General features: G+C 57.6%; 17 protein-coding genes. 14 read left to right on the top strand and 3 right to left on the bottom strand.

The genetic code is table 11. The features are described from left to right. Positions 1–79: 79 nt before the first annotated feature. Positions 80–1429: an MATE family efflux transporter gene (locus AAAX34_RS06695; protein WP_349110539.1), complete on the top strand. Its 1350-nt coding sequence runs from the start codon at positions 80–82 to the stop codon at positions 1427–1429. Positions 1430–1559: 130 nt separating this feature from the next. On the opposite strand, the gene AAAX34_RS06700 is transcribed toward AAAX34_RS06695, so the two are convergent. Next, a complete protein-coding gene (locus AAAX34_RS06700; protein ID WP_253279132.1) occupies positions 1560–1679 on the bottom strand; it encodes a cob(I)yrinic acid a,c-diamide adenosyltransferase in 120 nt (39 codons plus the stop codon). 220 nt (positions 1680–1899) lie between these two features. Here AAAX34_RS06700 and ftsH point away from each other — a divergent pair, with 220 nt between their 5' ends. Together ftsH and AAAX34_RS06710 are read left to right on the top strand one after the other, a co-directional pair. Continuing rightward, positions 1900–3792 (top strand): ATP-dependent zinc metalloprotease FtsH, encoded by a 1893-nt coding sequence (ftsH, locus tag AAAX34_RS06705; protein WP_198019956.1) that lies wholly within the window; start codon positions 1900–1902, stop codon positions 3790–3792. 76 nt (positions 3793–3868) lie between these two features. Further along, positions 3869–4360, top strand: coding sequence for a DUF523 domain-containing protein (locus AAAX34_RS06710; RefSeq protein WP_349110541.1), 492 nt, complete (start codon positions 3869–3871; stop codon positions 4358–4360). A 198-nt stretch (positions 4361–4558) separates the two neighbouring features. Here the strand turns inward: AAAX34_RS06710 and AAAX34_RS06715 are convergent, their stop codons facing one another. Together AAAX34_RS06715 and AAAX34_RS06720 are read right to left on the bottom strand one after the other, a co-directional pair. After that, complete coding sequence (locus AAAX34_RS06715) at positions 4559–5161, bottom strand: Type 1 glutamine amidotransferase-like domain-containing protein (RefSeq protein WP_349110543.1); 603 nt, start codon at positions 5159–5161, stop codon at positions 4559–4561. A 511-nt stretch (positions 5162–5672) separates the two neighbouring features. After that, complete coding sequence (locus tag AAAX34_RS06720; protein ID WP_349110544.1) at positions 5673–6761, bottom strand: iron-containing alcohol dehydrogenase family protein; 1089 nt, start codon at positions 6759–6761, stop codon at positions 5673–5675. Positions 6762–7247: 486 nt separating this feature from the next. On the opposite strand from AAAX34_RS06720, the gene ileS reads away from it, so the two are divergent. From ileS to AAAX34_RS06775, 11 genes are all read left to right on the top strand, one after another. Continuing rightward, complete coding sequence (gene ileS / locus AAAX34_RS06725; RefSeq protein WP_349110546.1) at positions 7248–10049, top strand: isoleucine--tRNA ligase; 2802 nt, start codon at positions 7248–7250, stop codon at positions 10047–10049. A 264-nt stretch (positions 10050–10313) separates the two neighbouring features. Next, entirely contained in the window at positions 10314–10871 is a 558-nt protein-coding gene (gene lspA / locus AAAX34_RS06730) for a signal peptidase II (protein ID WP_349110547.1), read from the top strand. Next, positions 10871–11884: an RluA family pseudouridine synthase gene (locus AAAX34_RS06735; RefSeq protein WP_349110548.1), complete on the top strand. Its 1014-nt coding sequence runs from the start codon at positions 10871–10873 to the stop codon at positions 11882–11884. Before lspA ends, AAAX34_RS06735 begins: the two co-directional genes overlap by 1 nt. 82 nt (positions 11885–11966) lie before the next feature. Then, positions 11967–13262, top strand: coding sequence for a glycosyltransferase family 2 protein (locus tag AAAX34_RS06740; protein WP_022094595.1), 1296 nt, complete (start codon positions 11967–11969; stop codon positions 13260–13262). Between the two features lie 81 nt (positions 13263–13343). Continuing rightward, the gene (locus AAAX34_RS06745) at positions 13344–13766 is read left to right on the top strand and encodes a prepilin peptidase (RefSeq protein WP_349110549.1); all 423 of its coding nucleotides are present in this window, start codon (positions 13344–13346) and stop codon (positions 13764–13766) included. A 31-nt stretch (positions 13767–13797) separates the two neighbouring features. Then, positions 13798–15045, top strand: a complete 1248-nt coding sequence (locus AAAX34_RS06750) for an HD domain-containing protein (RefSeq protein WP_349110550.1) — start codon at positions 13798–13800, stop codon at positions 15043–15045. Positions 15046–15106: 61 nt separating this feature from the next. Further along, entirely contained in the window at positions 15107–16456 is a 1350-nt protein-coding gene (locus tag AAAX34_RS06755) for a replication-associated recombination protein A (RefSeq protein WP_152068063.1), read from the top strand. A gap of 94 nt (positions 16457–16550) precedes the next feature. Then, complete coding sequence (locus tag AAAX34_RS06760) at positions 16551–17144, top strand: hypothetical protein (protein WP_349110551.1); 594 nt, start codon at positions 16551–16553, stop codon at positions 17142–17144. Continuing rightward, complete coding sequence (locus AAAX34_RS06765) at positions 17137–17514, top strand: hypothetical protein (protein ID WP_022094590.1); 378 nt, start codon at positions 17137–17139, stop codon at positions 17512–17514. Before AAAX34_RS06760 ends, AAAX34_RS06765 begins: the two co-directional genes overlap by 8 nt. 1 nt (position 17515) lies before the next feature. Further along, a complete protein-coding gene (locus AAAX34_RS06770; protein WP_022094589.1) occupies positions 17516–18307 on the top strand; it encodes an RNA polymerase sigma factor SigF in 792 nt (263 codons plus the stop codon). Further along, a partial coding sequence (locus AAAX34_RS06775) for an AI-2E family transporter (protein ID WP_349110552.1) occupies positions 18304–19684 on the top strand: 1381 nt, incomplete at its 3' end. The genes AAAX34_RS06770 and AAAX34_RS06775, both read left to right, overlap by 4 nt.

Below are 19684 nucleotides of genomic sequence, written 5' to 3' on the forward strand. Positions count from 1 at the left end.
CTGGTCGGTGCTAAGCTGGTGTCGGCTTTGGTCTTAAATTGCCGTTTTGTTGTATGACGTACGCTAGTGGGGAGGGCGTGTGGCTAAGAAATCTACGGCTATCGATGTAACGCAGGGTGTCATTTGGCAACAGCTGCTGTCGCTGTGCGTCCCTATCTTCTTTAGCTCGTTTTTTCAGCAGGCCTACACGCTTATCGGTACCTATATCGTCGGTCAGTTTGGCGGCAAGCTCGCGCTGGGCGGCATTCAAGCAACGATGGTGCTCACCGAGCTCTGCATCGGTTTTTGCGTCGGTGTGGGTGCTGGATGTGCCGTCATTACCGGTCAGTATTTTGGTCAGCACGATGATGAGCGGCTGAGCCGATCGGTCCATACGGCCATGACGCTCGCACTGGTGGGCGGTATCGTTTTCTCGATTCTTGGCATAGTGTTCGTTGAGCCCATGCTGGTGCTTATGAACACGCCGCATGAACTATTGGCCGAGGGCGTGGCCTATGCTCGCTGTTATTTTGCCGCGATGGTTGCGGCACTGCTGCTGAATATGGGAACCGCACTGCTGCGTGCCGTGGGCGACACGCGCGGGCCCGCCGTGATCATTGCCTCTGGCTGCCTTGTTAACGTGGTGCTGGATATCATCTTTGTCGCTGTGTTGCATATGGAGGCGCTGGGCTGCGGCATCGCAGTGGCGCTGACCATTTGCTCCAATGCAACGATGATCGTGTTGCGCATGATGCGCGCTCCGGGTGCATGGCGTCTTTCGCTGTCTAAGCTCGGTATCGATCGCGGTATTTGCAAGAGTATGATCTCGTGTGGTCTGCCGCTTGGCTTTCAGTCTGCTGCATATTCGATTTCCAACGTTTTGATTCAGGTGTCGGTCAACTCGTTTGGCGCCGATGTCACCACGGCGTGGGGTCTTTCGGGCCGCTTAGATGGCATTATCTGGATGGTGACCGAGGCGCTCGGCGTATCGATCACTACGTTCTCGGCGCAGAACTTTGGCGCGCGCAATTACGAGCGCATGCGCAAGGGATATCACACGTCGCTCGTGCTGTCGTTTATACTCATTGGTGGCCTCTCTGCCGTGCTGCTGGTGTTCTCGGGTCCGCTGTCGCGTCTGTTTGTCGACGATGCTTCGATTTCGGCGTACACCACGACGATTCTTCGTTTTATCGCGCCGTTCTACGCGATCTTCTCCATTATCGAAAACGCATCGGGCTCTATTCGCGGTGCCGGTGTGAGCTTGCAGCCCATGATGCTCACGATTTTTGGCACCGTCGTGCTCAGGGTGATCTGGGTGTTTGCGATCATGCCCTTCGATCCGTCGCTTGAGCACCTGCTGCTGGTTTACCCTGTAACCTGGCTCATCACGGCCACGATGTTCACCATCTACCACCACAGCGGCAACTGGCTCGGCCGCGCCACCGCCTAGCTCATCCGTCGGATACCCCTGATAAGTTGCGGTGAAATAGTTCCTGAAAAGCCCTTGCGGACCGTCAAACAAGTACTATTCCACCGCAACTTCCTTATGAGCTGTAGGTGTTGGCGGAAAACGAATCAAATTAGTATTCGATGCCTTGGCGGGCTAGGAGACCTTCATCGAAGTAGTGTTTGACGGGGCGCATTTCGGTTACTAGGTCGGCAAGGTCGGCGAGGGGTAGCAAGCCGCGGCCGGTGAGCACGAGTTCCGTGGTGGCGGGCTTTATCGCAATCAGTTCCTCGACATCCTCTCGCGCCCCAAAGCAGCCTTCGTCTTGCCCTTGCCGTCTCCCGTATAGATTTGAACCTTGCCGACTTACAGTGATGCCATCTCTGTCCTTTCGTGCCCGGCGTCGGTTTATCGCCGTCCGGGTTGGGTATTCTAGAAAGCATTATCAACCCCAGTAGATGGAGTTCAAGCAGATGGAGATGGATGACAACAAGCGTAGACGGAATATGATCCTCTACGTGCTCATCGCCTTCGTCGTCTACCTCGTGCTCTCGACCGTTCTGTTCCCCAACATCGGTCACACGCAGCAGATTACGAAGACCGACTACTCGACGTTTGTCAAAGCGCTCGATAAGAAGAGCGTCGACAAGGTCGAGTACAACACGGACGATTACACCATTTATTACACCAAGAAGGGCGAGGACGAGAATATCGCCTATAAGACGACCGGCGTGCCGAATGATGCGGGCTTTACCGATCGCGTGCTTGAGTCTGGCGCTTCGCTGGAGTCGGTCGTTCCCGATAAGAACTCGGGTTTGATGACCTACTACCTGCTCACACTCATTCTTCCCATGGCGATTTTCTTCCTCATCGGTTGGTGGCTCAACCGCCGTATGAAGAAGGCTATGGGCGATGACGGCCCGTCGATGAACTTTGGCGGCGGCGGTTTTGGCGGCGGCGGACTGGGTAAGTCCGGCGCGCGCGTGATCGCCTCCAAGGACGTGGGCGTGACCTTTAAGGACGTCGCCGGCCAGGAAGAGGCCAAGGAGTCTCTCAAGGAGGTCGTCGACTTTCTGGAGAAGCCGCAGCGCTACGAGGAGATCGGCGCCAAGCTGCCGCGCGGTGCTCTCCTTGTTGGCCCTCCGGGTACCGGTAAGACCCTGCTAGCCAAGGCTGTTGCCGGCGAGGCTGGTGTTCCGTTCTTTAGCATTTCGGGTTCTGAGTTCGTCGAGATGTTCGTCGGCCGTGGCGCCGCCAAGGTGCGCGACCTGTTTAAGCAGGCCAAGGAAAAGGCCCCGTGCATTGTGTTTATCGACGAGATCGATACCATCGGCAAAAAGCGTGACGGCGGCGGCTTTAGCGGCAACGACGAGCGCGAGCAGACGCTCAATCAGTTGCTGACCGAGATGGATGGCTTCGATAACCACAAGGGTATCGTTGTCCTCGCTGCCACCAACCGTCCCGACAGCCTCGATCCGGCCCTGCTGCGCCCCGGTCGTTTTGACCGCCGCATTCCCGTTGAGCTGCCCGATCTGACCGGCCGCAAGAACATTCTCGAGCTGCATGCCAAGAGCGTGAAGACGCAGCCGCCGATCGACCTGACCGCGATTGCCCGCGCCACGCCCGGTGCCTCGGGCGCTGACCTGGCCAATATCATCAACGAGGGCGCGCTGCGTGCCGTCCGTGAGGGCCGCAAGCGCGCTACGCAGGACGATTTTGAGGAGTCGGTGGAGGTCGTCATCGCCGGCCAGCAGCGTAAGTCCACGGTGCTGTCCGACCACGAGAAGCAGGTTGTTTCTTACCACGAGATCGGCCATGCCATCGTTGCCGCCCGCCAGAAGGGCTCTGCACCGGTCACGAAGATCACCATCGTGCCGCGCACGAGCGGTGCTCTGGGCTACACCATGCAGGTCGAGGAGGATGAGCGCTTCCTGACCACGCGCCAGGAGGTCCTGGACAAGCTCGCCGTCTATTGCGGTGGCCGTGCAGCCGAGGAGCTCATCTTTGGTGAGATGACGACCGGCGCCGCCAACGATATCGAGCAGGCCACCAAGCTCGCCCGTAACATGGTGACGCGCTTTGGTATGTCCGATGAGTTTGGCATGATGGCACTCGGTACCGTTCAGAATGCGTACCTCAACCAGGACACGTCGCTCACCTGCGCCCCCGGTACGGCCGAGCGCGTGGACGCGATTGTCGCCAAGCTGATCGAGGATGCGCACGACCGCGCTCTGCAGATCCTGAAGGAGAACAAGTTCAAGCTCCACGAGCTGGCTCGTTATCTGTACAAGAAGGAGACGATCACGGGCGAGGAGTTTATGAATCTCCTCACGCGCGAGAATCCGCTGATGCCGAAGCAGCAGTAATACTAGTTGCGCAGTGTCAATCGCCCCATTTGAGTGTCCATCTCAAATGGGGCGTTTTGCGTGGGGAGTGTTGTATATGAAGATCGTGGTGAGCGCCTGTTTAATGGGCGAGAGCTGCAAGTATAACGGGCTCGACAACTATCATCGAGAGCTGATCGAGGCTTGCGAGCGCACGGGGACCGAGGTCCTCTTGGTGTGCCCTGAGGTCTTTGGCGGCCTGCCCACGCCGCGCAAGCCGTCCGAGATTGTGAACGGCGAGGTCCGTACCTGCGAGGGCATCTCGGTTGATCGCGAATTTCGCCTGGGTGCCCAACGTACGCTCGATATGTGCGAGAAGGCAGGCGGACCGGAAGAGATAGTCGCGTGCATCCTTCAGGACCGCAGCCCCTCGTGCGGCGCAGGTCACATCTACGACGGCACCTTTAGCGGTACGCTCACCGCGGGCAACGGTGTCTTCGTTGACCTGCTCCTGCGCCACGGCTACCGCGTGATCCCGGCAAGCGAGTTCGATCCCAGCATGTTGGAACATTGTCCACAGCACTCGAACCCAACACTTCCTCACGGGTGACCGTTTTGGCATCATCCGTGAATTTGATATTGAGTACGACCCGGTCATCAAAGACGTAGACCGAGTTGATAGGCGCCGCACCCAGGCAGTCCCTCCCCGCGGCCCTCGCGCAGGAACGCGTACAAGGCCCTCCCGTCTCTTGCACCCCTCCTGCCCCAAACCCTGCTAGGAACGAGTGCAGCAAACTGGAATTTTAAATTAGTCTTTGCAAATAACCTTTGAACCTCCACCATCAATTACAATTCCCTGACGATTGTTAATTGGGCATAGATTCAAATCCGAAAACTCAGTCATTATTTTCTCGGTAACTTTCTTAAATGGTGCTGTAAGAAAATGCGGAAGAACATAGAAATCAATCAAATTAAGCCCTGCATCATCTTCTTGTGAGTAGTCCTCCGGCTTTTCATCCATTTGCTCGATATATTGGATGCTTGGAGCACATACGATCGCACCTGCCGATTCACCAATCATCAGTTTTCCCTTTGCCAATTCTTTCTTCAACAGCTCATCCGTTCCCGTTTTACGGAGCTGGTCTATAAGGAAAAAAGAATTTCCGCCGGTAAAATAGATTACATCCGCATCTTCAAAAAGAGACTGTATCGTTGAATAAGCCTCCGTTGAAATATCAATTTCAGTTACGATTGCTCCCAACTTTTTGAATAATTTTCGAGCCGAGCCGACATAACCGGTGTAGCCTTCACGCAGCGAAGCTGTTGGAATAAATGCGACTTTTTTATCTTCAATTTCTTCCTTTATCAGACTTCCTACACTTGAAAAGTGCGAACATAAAAACAGATTCATCAATATTCTCCTTTAGATATAAATTCTTATTTGTTGAACTAAGCCGTGTATACCATACGTTCCAATGAAAGAACGCCCTGATATAGCGTAATTTGCTGTTTTCCTGCGTATGTGCGTACACACTCCACAGGAATTCTAAGGGCCCTGCCCCCTTAGCACACGGACTTTGGAACAAAGTCTAGTGTGTTACGCCTTGCCAGAGGTGTACAGGCTCCCGGTACGCACGTACGCAGCAATTGCCATCAATGCGCCATATAAGTGGCGATTAAGTTCGCATAAAGCGACCTTGGTTCCGCAAAGCAAAAGGCAGGATACCATCACCACGATGATACCCTGCCTCTGTTCGTTCCTGTTTACCGTTCCGAGTAGTCCTTCCGCTGAATTACCGATAAACAAAAAAACGTACCCGAACCCTTTCTCGTAAAGAATCGGGTTCGAGTACGAACTGAACGCTGGAGCAATAAAAAACCACCACAAAGGTGCCTGTCCCCTTTGTGGTGGTTTTGGTCGGTTAGGCGAGGAGGGTGTGGCCGTAGGCGTTGGCGGCCTTGATGGCGGCGGCGAACTTCTCGTCGGTGAAGGGCTCAGGGTTTCCCTGCTTCCACTCGTTGGTGGCGTGCGCGTACTCGCACAGGGCCGGGATATCGGACTCGGAAAGCCCGACCTGCTCAAGCGTCACGGGCAGCACCATCTGCTTGTTAAAGGCAGCGTAGCGCTTAAGGTTCTCGGTGTCGCCCGTGTAGGCGAACAACACGAGCACGCCCAGGCTCACGACCTCGCCGTGCAGGTAGGTGCCCTCACGCGGAATGCTGCAGGTGGCGTTGTAGAACGCGTGTGCCACGCTCGAGTTGTAGTAGTAATCGTTTTGGTTGGTCAGGTTCGAGACATAGCCCGTGTTGACCACGATGTCGAGCGCGATCTGCTTGACGGCTTCGCTCGACAGGTTCTTGCGTACGTCCTCAAGACCCTGGACGCCATAAGTAAACAGCGGGTCGGAGCAGGTGTGGGCAAGTGCCAGGCCAAGACCGGCGGTATGCTCCAAATTACCGGCGCTCGTGGCGTATTCGACCTCAGGCTGCTTAGACAGGGCATCGCCCACACCGGCCCAGAAGTACTCTGCCGGTGCCTCGGCGATGATCTTGGGGTTGATGAAGATGTGGGCCGGTCGGTTGGGGTACGAATAGCCCTCGAGCGAGCCGTCGTCGTTGTACACGACGGCAATGGCGGTCGCGGCGGAGCAGTTGGAACAGATCGTCGGGACCGTAAAGACGATCTTCTTGAGCTCGATAGCTGCGGTCTTCACGGTGTCGAGCGCCTTGCCGCCGCCGCATGCGATAAGCACGTCGGCTTCCTGGCAGGCAGGGGAGTTTACGACCTTGGCGATATTTGCGCGCGTACTGTTGGTGCCGTAGACGCGCGTCTCCAGAATTTCGACGTCGGTACCCGCCAGCGCAGCTTCGATACCGGGAAGTGCTGCGGCCAGTGCCCGCTTGCCACCGATGATCGCGACCTTCTTCGCGCCGTACTCGGCCAGCGCGCCGGGCAGCTCGTCAAAGCAATCCACGCCAACGGTGTAGTCGCTCATTCCAATCGTGCGCATAGCAACCTTCTTTCGTTCGATAAAGCGCTTTCAGGTATTTTGCTCCAAGAAAAGGTCCACATCCACGTGAAATTTCGAACGTATAAAACCAGTGTTGAGGGTTTTTCGCCGGCGCGGAACGTGCTAGCATACTCCGCATAAGCGTTGATGGGGACGAGTAGTCGGCCGTCCGCATGTTACAGAGAGCGGGGAGCGCTGAGAACCCGTGCATGCGACCGATGAAAATCACCCCGGAGCTGCGGTCCCAACGGGCGCGCCGTACAGGCACGTCTTAGTAGATATCGCCGAGATGGTCGTCGATATAGGCCAGCCGAGTAACGGATGCGAGCGCGCGAATACGCGGGCGAGGGCATCTAAGCTGGGTGGTTAAGCGAAGAGCTTTTGCGGGCGTACAGTCCGTTTCGTGGCGCTTCGTCCCAGCTTGTAGGGACGGGCGCTTTTTTGGTGCCCAACGGGCGTGCGCGCCCACGATATGAAAGGGGTACCGTGGCAAACGAGTACAAGCAGACGATGAATCTGCCCAAAACCGGTTTTCCCATGCGTGCCGGTCTTTCCAAGTCCGAGCCCAAGCGACTCAAGGACTGGCAGGACAACAAGGTCTACGAGCAGGTTCTGAAGAAGAACGAGGGTCATAAGAAGTTCGTGCTGCACGACGGTCCTCCGTACGCCAACGGCCCGATCCATATCGGCCACGCCATGAACAAGATCTCCAAGGACATGATCAACCGCTACTGGATGATGCAGGGTTATGAGGTTCCTTATGTCCCCGGTTGGGACTGCCACGGCCAGCCGATCGAGCACAAGGTCGAGGAGAAGCTCGGCACCGAGAAGTTCAACCAGACCCCCACGGCCAAGATTCGTGAGCTCTGCAACGAGTTCGCTGTCGAGAACATCGAGCTCCAGAAGGCCGGCTTCCGTCGTCTGGGCGTGCTCGGCGACTGGGACAACCCCTATCTGACGCTCTATCACCAGCATGATGCTGCCGATATCGAGGTCTTTAAGGCCATGTTCGATAAGGGCATGATCTATCGCGGCCACAAGCCGGTTCACTGGTGCAAGCACTGCCACACCGCGCTGGCCGAGGCCGAGATCGAGTACTCCGACGAGACGAGCCCGTCCATCTTCGTGCGCTTTGAGATGACCTCCAAGCCCGCCGGCCTCGAGAACTTCGATGGCCCGGTCGACTTTATCATCTGGACGACCACGCCGTGGACCATCCCCTCCGACCAGGCCGTTTCCCTTAAGCCCGGCGCCGCCTATGTCGCCGTTGAGCACGATGGCCGTGCCGAGGTCATGCTTGAGGACCTGGCTCCCAAGTGCTGCGAGGAGTTTGGCTGGGAGTACACCCCGGTTATGGTCGACGGAAAGCCCTACGTGGTTCCCGCCGAGACCTTCCACCACATCCACTACAAGCAGCCGATCTTTGACGGCGTTGAGGGCGTGGCGCTGCTGGCCGATTACGTCGGTGTCGATGACGGTACCGGTATCGTCCACAACTCGCCCGGTCACGGCGTCGATGACTACTTCGCGTGCCTCAAGGAGGGCATCACCGACATCTGCATGCCGGTCGATGACGACGGCAAGTTCTACACCGGCGAGGAGTTTGGCACCGGTGGCCCCTTCGGCGGTATGGATACCGATGAAGCCAACCCGCACATCATCGAGTTCCTGCGCGAGCGCGGTACCCTGGTCCTCGAGAAGAAGATTACGCACAGCTATCCGCACTGCTGGCGCTGCAAGCACCCGGTGCTCTTCCGTGCTACCGACCAGTGGTTTGTCTCGATGGACAAGACCGGCTTGCGTGAGCAGGCTGGCAAGGAGGTTCGCGAGAACGTCAAGTGGTATCCGGCTCACGCCGCCAACCGCATCGGCGCCATGGTCGAGCAGCGTCCCGACTGGTGCATCAGCCGGCAGCGCAACTGGGGCGTGCCTATCCCGAGCTACACTTGCGCCGACTGCGGCGAGAAGGTTATGAACGACGCCACGCTCGACGCCGTCATCAAGCTCTTCCACGAGAAGGGCTCCGACGCCTGGTTCACCGACGCTCCCGAGAGCTACCTGGGCGAGGCCTGCGTCTGCCCCAAGTGCGGCGGCCATCACCTCAAGGCCGATAAGGACATCCTCGACGTGTGGTGGGATTCCGGCGTCTCCTGGAAGGCCGTCTGCGAGTACCGTCCCGAGCTGGAGTATCCGGCGGACGTGTATCTCGAGGGCTCCGACCAGCACCGCGGTTGGTTCCAGAGCTCGTTGCTCACCTCGGTGGGTGCCAATGGCCACGCTCCGTACAAGGCGGTCGTCTCGCAGGGCTTCACCCTCGACGGCCAGGGTCGAAAGATGTCCAAGTCGCTCGGCAACGTCATCGACCCCAATAAGGTCTGCGACGAGATGGGCGCCGACATCATCCGTCTGTGGGTTGCATCTGTCGATACCAGCTCCGACGTGTCCATCGACCACGAGATTCTTGCTCGTACGTCCGATGCCTACCGTCGTTTCCGCAACACGCTGCGCTTCCTGCTCTCCGAGCTCGAGGGTCAGTTTGAGCCCGAGACCGACGGCGTCGCCTTTGCCGACCTGCTGCCGCTCGACAAGCTCATGGTTGCCCGTCTGACCCAGGTTCAGGCCGAGGTCGACGATGCCTACGCCAGCTACGAGTTCCCGCGCGCCTACCGTGCGCTCTACGACTTCGTGGTTACCGAGCTCTCCAACGTGTATCTCGACGCCCTGAAGGACCGTCTGTACTGTGAGAAGCCCGGCTCGCTCGAGCGCCGCAGCGCCCAGACCGTGCTGGCCGAGCTCTTCTCGATGCTCATGCGCGACCTTCAGCCGATCCTGTCCTACACGGTCGACGAGGCCATGGCCTATGCGCCCGCCGGCTGCGTCGATCACCAGAAGTACGCCGCGCTGCTCGATTGGTACAAGTCGCCCATCACGTTCGACGAGGCCAATGAGTTTGAGGGCGTGCTCGAGGCTTCACTCGAGCTCCGTAGCGCCGTGACCAAGGCCCTTGAGGATGCCCGCTCCGCCGGTACCTTCACCAAGAGCCAGCAGGTCCGCGTCAAGGCGGTCGTTCCCGCCGAGATGTACGCGCTGCTGACCGGTGATAAGGCCGTCGACCTGGCCGAGTTCTACATCGTTTCCGATGTTGAGCTGACCCAGGGCGAGGAACTCTCCGTTGCCATCGAGGCAGCCGAGGGCGAGTGCTGTGACCGTTGCTGGAACTACCGCACCACCGTCGGCGAGTACAACGGCCACGCGCATATCTGCAAGCGCTGCGCGAATGCCCTTTAAGGCACGGTAACTCGGCATTTTAGTTATTGGGAGAATTTGGACGCCTTCGGCCCATTTGCTCCGCTGAATAAAAGCGGCATTCTGTTTTTCGGAATGCCGCTTTCTTTTTATGCTGGTTATTTATCTGGCGTTAGCGAATATGTCGTGCGCTCTGCGTGTGGCAATATAAGATGGTTAATTGCGTTAAACGGAATTCGATGTTCTTGAGGGTAGGGGATTGATTTGGGTCGTGCTGGGGATATGACGCCGCCTTTGCGTTGGCGGTTGGGTGTTGCTGGTGGGGTGGCGCTGGTTGTGCTGCTTGTTGACCAGCTGACCAAGCTTGCGGTTCGTGCCGTGGGCGACGCTTTGCATGTGACTGTTATCCCCGGTGTGATCGACTTTCTATTTGTCCGCAATATCGGTGCTGCCTTTAGCATGGGCGAGGGGCATGGCATCGCGTTTGCCGTGCTGGCGTTGGCGGTCATTATCGCTATTGCCGTGTACTTGCTTCGCGCGCCCCAGCTTGCTCGCTTGGAGGTTGTGGGCATGGCTATGGTCGCGGGCGGCGCCATTGGCAACGCGATCGACCGTCTGACTTTTGGCTTTGTGACCGATTTTATTGCCACCACCTTCATCGACTTTCCCGTCTTTAACGTGGCCGATATCGGCATCACCGTAGGCGTTGTGCTTGCCCTCATCGGCTACATGTTCTTGAGCCCTGCGGCCCGCGAAGTCGATGCGACTGCCGAGCTCAATGCCCGTGATGAGGCCCGCGCCAAGCGCAAAGCCAAGCAGCGTGGGGAGCGTGCCCGCAAGATTCGCGAAAGGAATGAGCGTTAATGGCCGACATCCATATTCTTGTTGCCGACGATTGCTCTGGCCAGCGTCTCGACGCCTTTCTGGGTGCCAACGACGGCTGCCCCACGCGCTCTGCCTGCGCGCATCTGATCGAGGGCGGCGCCGTAATCGTGAACGGCGAGTCCTGCCTATCAAAAAAATATGCTGTGCGCTCCGGTGACCGTATCTCGGTCGACCTGCCCGAGCCGCATGATCCCACTGATGTGATTCCCGAGGCCATCCCCCTCGATATCCGTTACGAGGACGACTACCTCATCGTGCTCTCCAAGCAGCGCGGCCTGGTGTGCCATCCCGCCCATGGCCACGAGAGCGGCACGCTTGCCAATGCTCTGGTTTATCACTGCGGCATCGACCATCTGGGGACCGTACAGGGTGAGGATCGCCCCGGGATCGTGCATCGTTTAGATCGCGATACCTCGGGCCTCATGCTTGCGGCAAAAGACGACGACACGCAGCGCGCGCTTCAAAATCTCATTCGTACGCGCACACTCGATCGCCGCTACATTACGCTCGTTCACGGTCATATTGCCATGGATGAGGGCACCATCAACACCGGTATTGCCCGTTCCACGCGAGACCGCGTCAAGATGGCGGTTTCGGATGATCCCTTTGCCCGTCAGGCCATCACGACCTTCAAGGTGCTTGAGCGCTTTGAATCCTCGCGCTTCGACGACGGCTATACGCTCGTTGAGTGCCATCTGTTTACCGGTCGCACGCACCAGATTCGCGTGCATATGCGCCATATCAACCACGCCTGCGTGGGCGATCCGCTCTACGGCAAGTGCGATGCACGCGCCGATCAGGGTCTGACCAGGCAATTCCTTCATTCCTGGCGTGTTGCATTCGACCATCCCGTGACGGGGGAGCGCATTGAGTGCCGCGACGAGCTGCCGTGGGATCTCGCTGCGGTTCTTGACGACCTGGCCCCGCGCTCGCTTGGTCGCACCGCTGCCGGCGACGAGATCGTTCCTCAGCTCGGTCTTCTCGAAGCCTAGTCAGTATTAGGTGGTTTCTTGAACGCCCCTAGCCTGCGGTAAGATATACGATTGTTTACGTAACGCGTTCCTGGGAGCCTGCATGCTCGCCTTTTTACAAACCAACACGCCCATCGTGATCTTTAACCAGATTGTCGTCACGCTGCTCACGGTCTGCTTTCTGTACCAGGTGGTCTTCTTTGTCATCGGTGCTCTTCGTGGCGAGGTCGCGCCTCCCAAGGCCAAAAAACTCCACCGCTATGCCTTTTTTATCGCGGCGCATAACGAGGAGGCCGTGATCGCCAACCTCGTTCGCTCCATCAAGGACCAGGATTATCCGTCCGAGCTTATCGAGGTCTTTGTGGTCGCCGATGCCTGCACCGACAACACGGCACAGCTCGCGCGCGAGGCGGGTGCCATCGTTTATGAGCGCAACGACCTGGCCCGCAAGGGTAAGAGCTGGGTCATGGACTTTGGTTTTGATCGCATTCTTAACGAGTATCCCGACACGTTCGAGGGCTACTTTATCTTCGATGCCGATAACGTCATCTCCCGCGATTACGTCTCCAAGATGAACGATGCCTTTGACCAGGGCTTCCATGTGGTCACGAGCTATCGCAATTCCAAAAACTTCGGCAGCTCGTGGATCTCGGCGGCTAATGCTACGTGGTATCTGCGCGAGGCGCGCTTTCTCAACAACGCGCGCAACATTTGCAAGACTTCATGTGCCGTTTCGGGTTCGGGCTACCTCATCTCCGCCAGTGTTATTGAGGGCATGCACGGCTGGCAGTTCCATACGCTGACCGAGGACATTCAGTTCACTACGTTCTGCGCTATTCACGGTATTCGCATTGGCTATGCGCCTGCGGAGTTCTTTGACGAGCAACCCGTGACGTTCAAGGCATCCTGGAAGCAGCGTATGCGCTGGACCAAGGGCTTCTACCAGGTCTTTTTTACCTATGGCAAGCATCTTGTCAAATCGACGTTCCGCTATCATCGCTTTGCCGCGTACGACATGTTTATGACCATCGCTCCGGGCATGCTGCTGTCCCTGATCTCCATGCTCGCCAACGCGACGTTCCTGATCGTGGGCGGTCTTTCGCATGGTTTCTTGGCTACCGAAGTCGAGATGCAGGCGTGCGCCGCTTCGCTCATTATGACCTTCGCCATGATGTATCAGACGTTCTTTATCCTGGCGCTGCTCACGACTATCTTTGAGTACAAGCACATTCACTGCGCGCAAAAGTGGCGTCTGGTGACTAACCTGTTTACCTTCCCGATCTTTATGTTCAGCTATATCCCCATCACGGTGGCTGCGCTGTTCCTGAAGGTCGACTGGGTGCCGACGCAGCACGCTGTCAACGTTACCCTTGACGAGGTCATGCAAGGCGCCAAATAACCACCACCAAAACCACCGCAAAGGGGACAGGCACCTTTGTGGTGGTTTTTGCTTTTGCGATGCAGCTCGAGGAGGAGTCCGATGGTCTATATCCCGTTTTGGATTTGCATCTTTGCCGGCGTGGTAATTGATGCCCGAGAGCGACGGTTTCCCAATGGGCTTGCCGGCGCATGTGCCGTGGCGGCGTTGGCGGGCGTTTGGCTCGACCTCGGTTTGAACACAGCGCTTGACCACGCCGGTCTTGCGGTCATCGTCTACCTTGCCCTTGTGCTCACTGAGTCGCTCTGGCGGCGCCTTCGCCACGCCCCGGGCATCGGCATGGGGGATGCCAAGGCGCTCTTCGCGCTTTGCACGCTCGACCCTATGGGTGGCATCGTGGCATTTGCCGTCGCACTCCTGGTCCTGGCCCTCTCCTGCCTCTTCACAAAATCGCGCTCCCTGCCATTGCTCCCGTTTTTAGTGCCGATTTTTGCCATAATCGAGGTCGTGGGCTGCACATTGTAACCGATTGCGCATCCTTCTTAAGGAGCATGCCATGGCAACTAATCAAGAAACGGCCGTCATTAAGGCGCGCATGGACCGTATTCCCTCGGCGTTGTCGTCCGAACTTGTCGAGCGCATTGCCGCTGATCGTGCTTCGGGCTATGTCAACCCGTATCGTTGCAACGACGATCAGGTAATTCGTCGTATTGATCGCGCCGCCGACAAAGGCACGCTTATGCGTCCGGCGTTTATGCGCGATACCGAAAAGATACTTCATCTTCCGGCGTACACCCGTTATGCAGGCAAAACGCAGGTCTTTAGCTTCCGTAGCAATGACGATCTGTCACGCCGCGGTTTGCACGTGCAGCTTGTCTCGCGCATTGCGCGCGATATCGGTCGCGCCCTGGGGCTCAATTGCGATCTGATCGAGGCGATTGGCCTGGGTCACGACTTGGGACACACGCCTTTCGGCCATGCCGGCGAGCGCTTCCTCAACGATATCTATCATGAGCGCACGGGGCGTTATTTTTTCCATAACGTGCAGTCGGTCCGCGTGCTCGACGCACTGTACGGCCGCAACGTGTCGCTCCAGACGCTCGACGGCGTGCTATGCCATAACGGCGAGTACGAGCAGCGTGTGTTTGAGCTCTCGGACATGAGCTCCTTTGACCAGTTTGACCAGACGGTTGAGGATTGCATTGCCACGGGCTATAGCGCAATTGGGCATCTGCGTCCCATGACGCTCGAGGGCTGCGTCGTTCGCATCTCGGATATTCTTGCCTACGTCGGTCGTGACCGTCAGGATGCGATCGCGGCGGGCCTGCTGTCACCCGACGCTTTTGATGATGGCCGGGGCGGTGCCTACAACAGCTGGATCCTTACGCACGCTTCCATCGATATCGTTGAGCACAGCTATGGTAAGCCGCGCATCGAGATGAGCGAGGACCTGTTTGAGGAAATCCGCCGAGCCAAGCGCGAGAACTACGAGAAGATCTATAGCAAGGGCGGTATCGAAGGCGATTCCGAGGTGGAGCTGCGCGAGGCCTTCGAAAAGCTCTACGACCGTTGCCTGCGGGATCTAAACAGTGGTGACGAGTCCTCTTACATCTTTAAGCACCATATTTCGCGCATTGAGCAGCAACTTTCCTACTACGATCGCACCTATGCCTGGCAGGACGACAAGGATCAAGCCGTGGTGGATTATATCGCGAGCATGACGGACGGTTATTTCTGCGAACTGACGAGCAAGCTGTTCCCGGGTCTAAAGTTTCCGCATCGTACCTATATTAACGAACGGTAGTTCGTATCCTTTCGGTATACTGGTTAGTTGAAAACGTTTTTGATTGATACACGGGATGGCTATGGACGACCTTTTTTCTGCTTCGACGCGCGAGCGTTCCTTTCAGAATGCGCCGCTTGCGGTGCGCATGCGCCCCAATTCGCTCGACGAGTACGTGGGCCAGCAAAAGGCCGTCGGTAAGGGCTCATGGTTGCGTGCCGCGATCGAGCACGACGTGCTTTCGAGCGTGATTCTGTACGGGCCGGCAGGTACGGGTAAGACGACGCTGGCCCACATTATCGCCAACCATACCAAGAGCGAGTTTGTCGAGGTCAGCGCCGTGACGGGTACCGTAAAGGATCTTCGCCGCGTGATTGACGAGGCCAAGACGCGCCTGAATACGTACGACCGCCGCACCATCCTGTTTATCGACGAGATTCACCGCTTCTCCAAGTCTCAGCAGGATGCCTTGCTGCATGCGGTTGAGAACCGTACCGTCATTATGATTGGCGCTACGACAGAGAACCCGTACTTTGAGGTCAACTCGGCACTGTTGTCGCGCGGGCGCGTGGTGGAGCTTGAACATCTGAAGGATGAGGATATCGCCACGCTTATTGAGCGTGCGCTCGAGGCACCACAGGGCTTGAACGGAAAGTTCTCGGCCGATGAGGATACGGTCAAGACCATTTGCACGCTGGCAGCGGGTGACGCTCGCTCGGCGCTCACGACGCTCGAGCTTGCGAGCGAGATTGCCGTCACGCGTCCCGATACCGAGGGAACGCCAGCGCCTGCGGCGGGGGAGCGCTATCCCATCACCGTGGATGACGTGAAGATTGCCAACCCGCGTCGCGGCTTTACGTATGACAAAAACGGCGACATGCACTACGACATCATCAGTGCGTTCATCAAGTCCATGCGCGGTAGTGACCCCGATGCCACGATCTATTGGCTCGCGCGCATGATCGATGCTGGGGAGGATCCTAAGTTTATCGCTCGCCGCATTATGATTCACGCTTCTGAGGATGTTGGCAACGCCGACCCGCAGGCGCTTTTGGTGGCGCATGCCGCGTTTAAGTCTGCCGAGGTCATTGGCTATCCCGAGTGCCGCATTAACCTGGCTCAGGCTGCACTCTATGTGTGCTTGGCGCCTAAGTCAAACGCATGTGAGGCCTCGATTGACGCGGCGTTGGCCGATATTCATAGCAGCGGTTTACGTGAGGTGCCGAGTTATTTGCGCGATCGTCATCGCCCAGGTAGCGACGAATACGGTGTATACAAGTATCCGCATGATTATCCCGAAGGCTGGGTCGATCAGCGCTATTTGCCCGAGGGGCTGGAGCGTGGCGCGTTCTGGCAGCCTGCGGGCCGCGGCTGGGAAGAGTGGCGCGTAGAGCAAAGCGAACGCGATCGTAGCGGTAACGCGCCCAAGTAGGTCCTTGGCACCTCGCACATTCCCTTTGGGTATCTTCCCCTTCTTTGGGGTACCATGAAAGGCGTCTGTATTTCGATTCCTTCGGGAGGCTTGTATGAGTCCCATTCAAATCGCCCTGCTGGTGCTTGCCATTGCCGGCGTGTGGGCTATTGTTGAGCTCGCGCTTACCCTGCGCAAGACCCGCAACGTTGTCGACTCGCTCGATAAGACCGTGAACGACCTCAACAACACCATCGCCGAGGCGCAGCCGGTGGTGGCAAAACTCGACGGCGCTGTCGACGAGCTTACGCCGGCACTTGCCCAGATGGAGCCGCTGCTTAAGTCGAGCAAGACGGCAGTTGATGCCCTTACCTCCAACCTCGTAGAAGTCGAGGCGGTCGTCCGCGATATTTCCGAGGTCACCGGCAGTATGGCCGAGGCCAGCAATGCCGTGTCGAGTGTGACCGACTCTGCCGCCGGTGCTGTGCAGAAGCTCTTCAATAAGGTGAAGGCTCCTGCAACCGAAGCCGAGCGCAAGCTTTCCGCTGCCGCCGAAGAAGCCGAGCAGCCGACCGAGCGCGTCCTGATTGGCGAAGCCGGGGACGATGTCGCTGCTGGTGACAATGATGCACAGAAGCCTGCTGCTAAAGCAGCCCAGTATTACACCTACACGCCCGCCGAGACCACCGAGGAGTCCTGCGATGAGTAGCGAAGCAACTTGCCCCATTACGCTGACCGTTGCCGGCGACCCGCGTCTGGCGCGCCTTGTGCGCATGACGGCGGCAAATGTCGGTGCGCTCTGCTCCATGTCCGTCGATCGCATCGAGGACATTCGTATGGCTGCCGAGGAAGCATTTATTTTCGGCTGCACGGCTGTTGATTCCGATGACATCTCAATCAAATTCGATGTCGACGAATCTCACGTTGGCATGACCTTTACCTTTGGCGACCAGGCCACCGTCGACGAGGATGACCAGGCCGCTGTGTATGCCGAGCTCATTTTGGCGAGCGTGTGCGATTCCTACGAAAAGACTGCGGCGCCCCTGACGCTTTCCCTCGACCTCAAGGCGGATATCTAATATGACCGAACGTTCCCGGAGCGGTAAGACCGCTTGGGACAAGGAGAAAACCCGCGAGCTGTTTCGTCGCTATAAAGAGACCGGTGACCCGGACGCACGCGAGCAGCTCGTCATGTCCCACATGAACCTGGTAAGGTTTCTTGCCAACAAATTTAAGAACCGCGGCGAGCCGCTCGATGACCTGATGCAGGTTGGCTATTTGGGCCTGCTCAAGGCTATCGACCGCTTTGACCCTGAGCGCGGACTCGAGTTCACGACGTTTGCGACACCCACTATCCTGGGCGAGATCAAACGCCATTTTCGCGACAAGGGTTGGAGCGTGCGCGTACCGCGTCGTCTGCAGGAGCTCTCGGCCAAGGTCAACCAGGCTACTGACAAACTTACCAACGAGCTGCAGCGTTCGCCCAAGGTTGAGGAGATCGCTGAGTATCTAGATGTGACTGTCGATGAGGTCCTCGAGGCTATGGAATCGTCTTCGGCCTATACCTCGGTGCCCATCGAGGCTCCTGGTGCGTCCGATTCCGACGATGCCCCTTCGATTCTCGACCGTTACGCCGACGACGACAACGAGCTCGACTTTACCGATGACCGCCTAGTGATCGAGGAAGCCATCCGTGATTTCTCGCCGCGTGAGCGCGAGGTTATCGAGCTGCGCTTTGTGAAGGGCATGACCCAGATCGAGATCGCCAAGAAGCTGGGTATTTCTCAGGTGCAGGTTTCGCGTCTGCTGCGCCGTACGCTTAAGAAGATTCAGGACAAGATCGACCCCGACGGAGTGATGATTCGTTCATGAGTGAGCGCCCCCAACAATCCGATCGCGTGCTGCGCGACACCCGCATTCTGACGCTGCGCATTTGGGCTGTTGTCGGCTGCATTGTCATCGCCGCCGTCATCTTTAATCTTATGGGCATCCTGGCGCCGGTCATTGAGTTTCTCGCTGTCGGTTCCATCATCGCTTTTGTGATGTCGCCGATCACCAACTGGCTCGAGCACCATGGCGTGAATCGCGGCATCGGTTCGCTCATCGCGCTTATTGTGGTCGTTGCTGTGCTCGTCGGCGTCGTTTGCATCTTGTCGCCGATTCTCTTTGGTCAGATCATGGAAGTCCTGAGCCGCCTGCCCGAGCAGCTTCGTGTTGCGGGTGGCGATCTCAACGAGATGATCTCGCATGCCAAGACGCTCAACAACACGCCGCTCAAGGAGTATTTGGACGATAATCTTTCGTCGCTGGTTGCCGTGGCATCGAAGTATGTGTCTCAGATCGCTGCTGAGCTTGGTCGCGGTGTGTTCCCGCTCATCACCAATACGGCCTCGCAGTTGTTCGTGATCTTTCTTGGTCTGGTGCTTGCCTACTGGATGGCCTGCGACTACCCTCGCATGCACCACGAGATTTGCACCATCATCGGTCAGGAGAAGGAGACCTCGTACCGCTTTATGGTCGCCATCCTTTCTCGCTCTGTCGGCGGCTATATGCGCGGTATGGTCGTGACGTCCATCTGCGGTGGTTTCCTCGCCTTTATCGGTTTTATGATCATCGGCCATCCGTATGCGGCGCTCATGGCTATCTTTACCGGCATCATGCATTTGGTTCCGGTCGTCGGTCCCTGGGTGAGCGCAGCAATCGCCACGGTGCTCGGTTTCATGTTCAGCCCCATGTTGGCGTTATGGACGCTCATCGTGACGATGGTCGCGCAAAACGTCACCGACAACGTGATTTCGCCTAAGGTCATGCAGAGCTCGGTGCAGGTGCATCCCATCATGAGCCTCACGGCGCTCGTTATTGGCTCGGCACTCATGGGCCCCATCGGCATGATTATTGCCATCCCGCTTTGTGCGGCCCTCAAGGGTATCTTCGTGTACTACTTCGAGAATGAGACCGGCCGCCAGCTTGTGGCCTATGACGGCGCCGTGTTTAAGGGCACACCGTACCGCGATGCCGATGGCAACCCGGTCGCCGCCTACGACGCGCTCGGCGATGACACCTTCATCTACGAGTCCGAGCTCATCGGCAACGAGACCGCGCCCGAGGCCCAGGCGATGCCTAAGCCCGAGTTCGATAATCCTTGGATCAAGCTCTCGGGTTTGCAACCCGATGCCACGGGCTTCTTCAAGAATCCCTTCGCCAAGGACGATGACTCCAACTCGGACGACGATACCAAAACCGGCATCG

The organism is Collinsella sp. CLA-ER-H4 (assembly GCF_040092395.1).
Classification (GTDB): domain Bacteria; phylum Actinomycetota; class Coriobacteriia; order Coriobacteriales; family Coriobacteriaceae; genus Collinsella.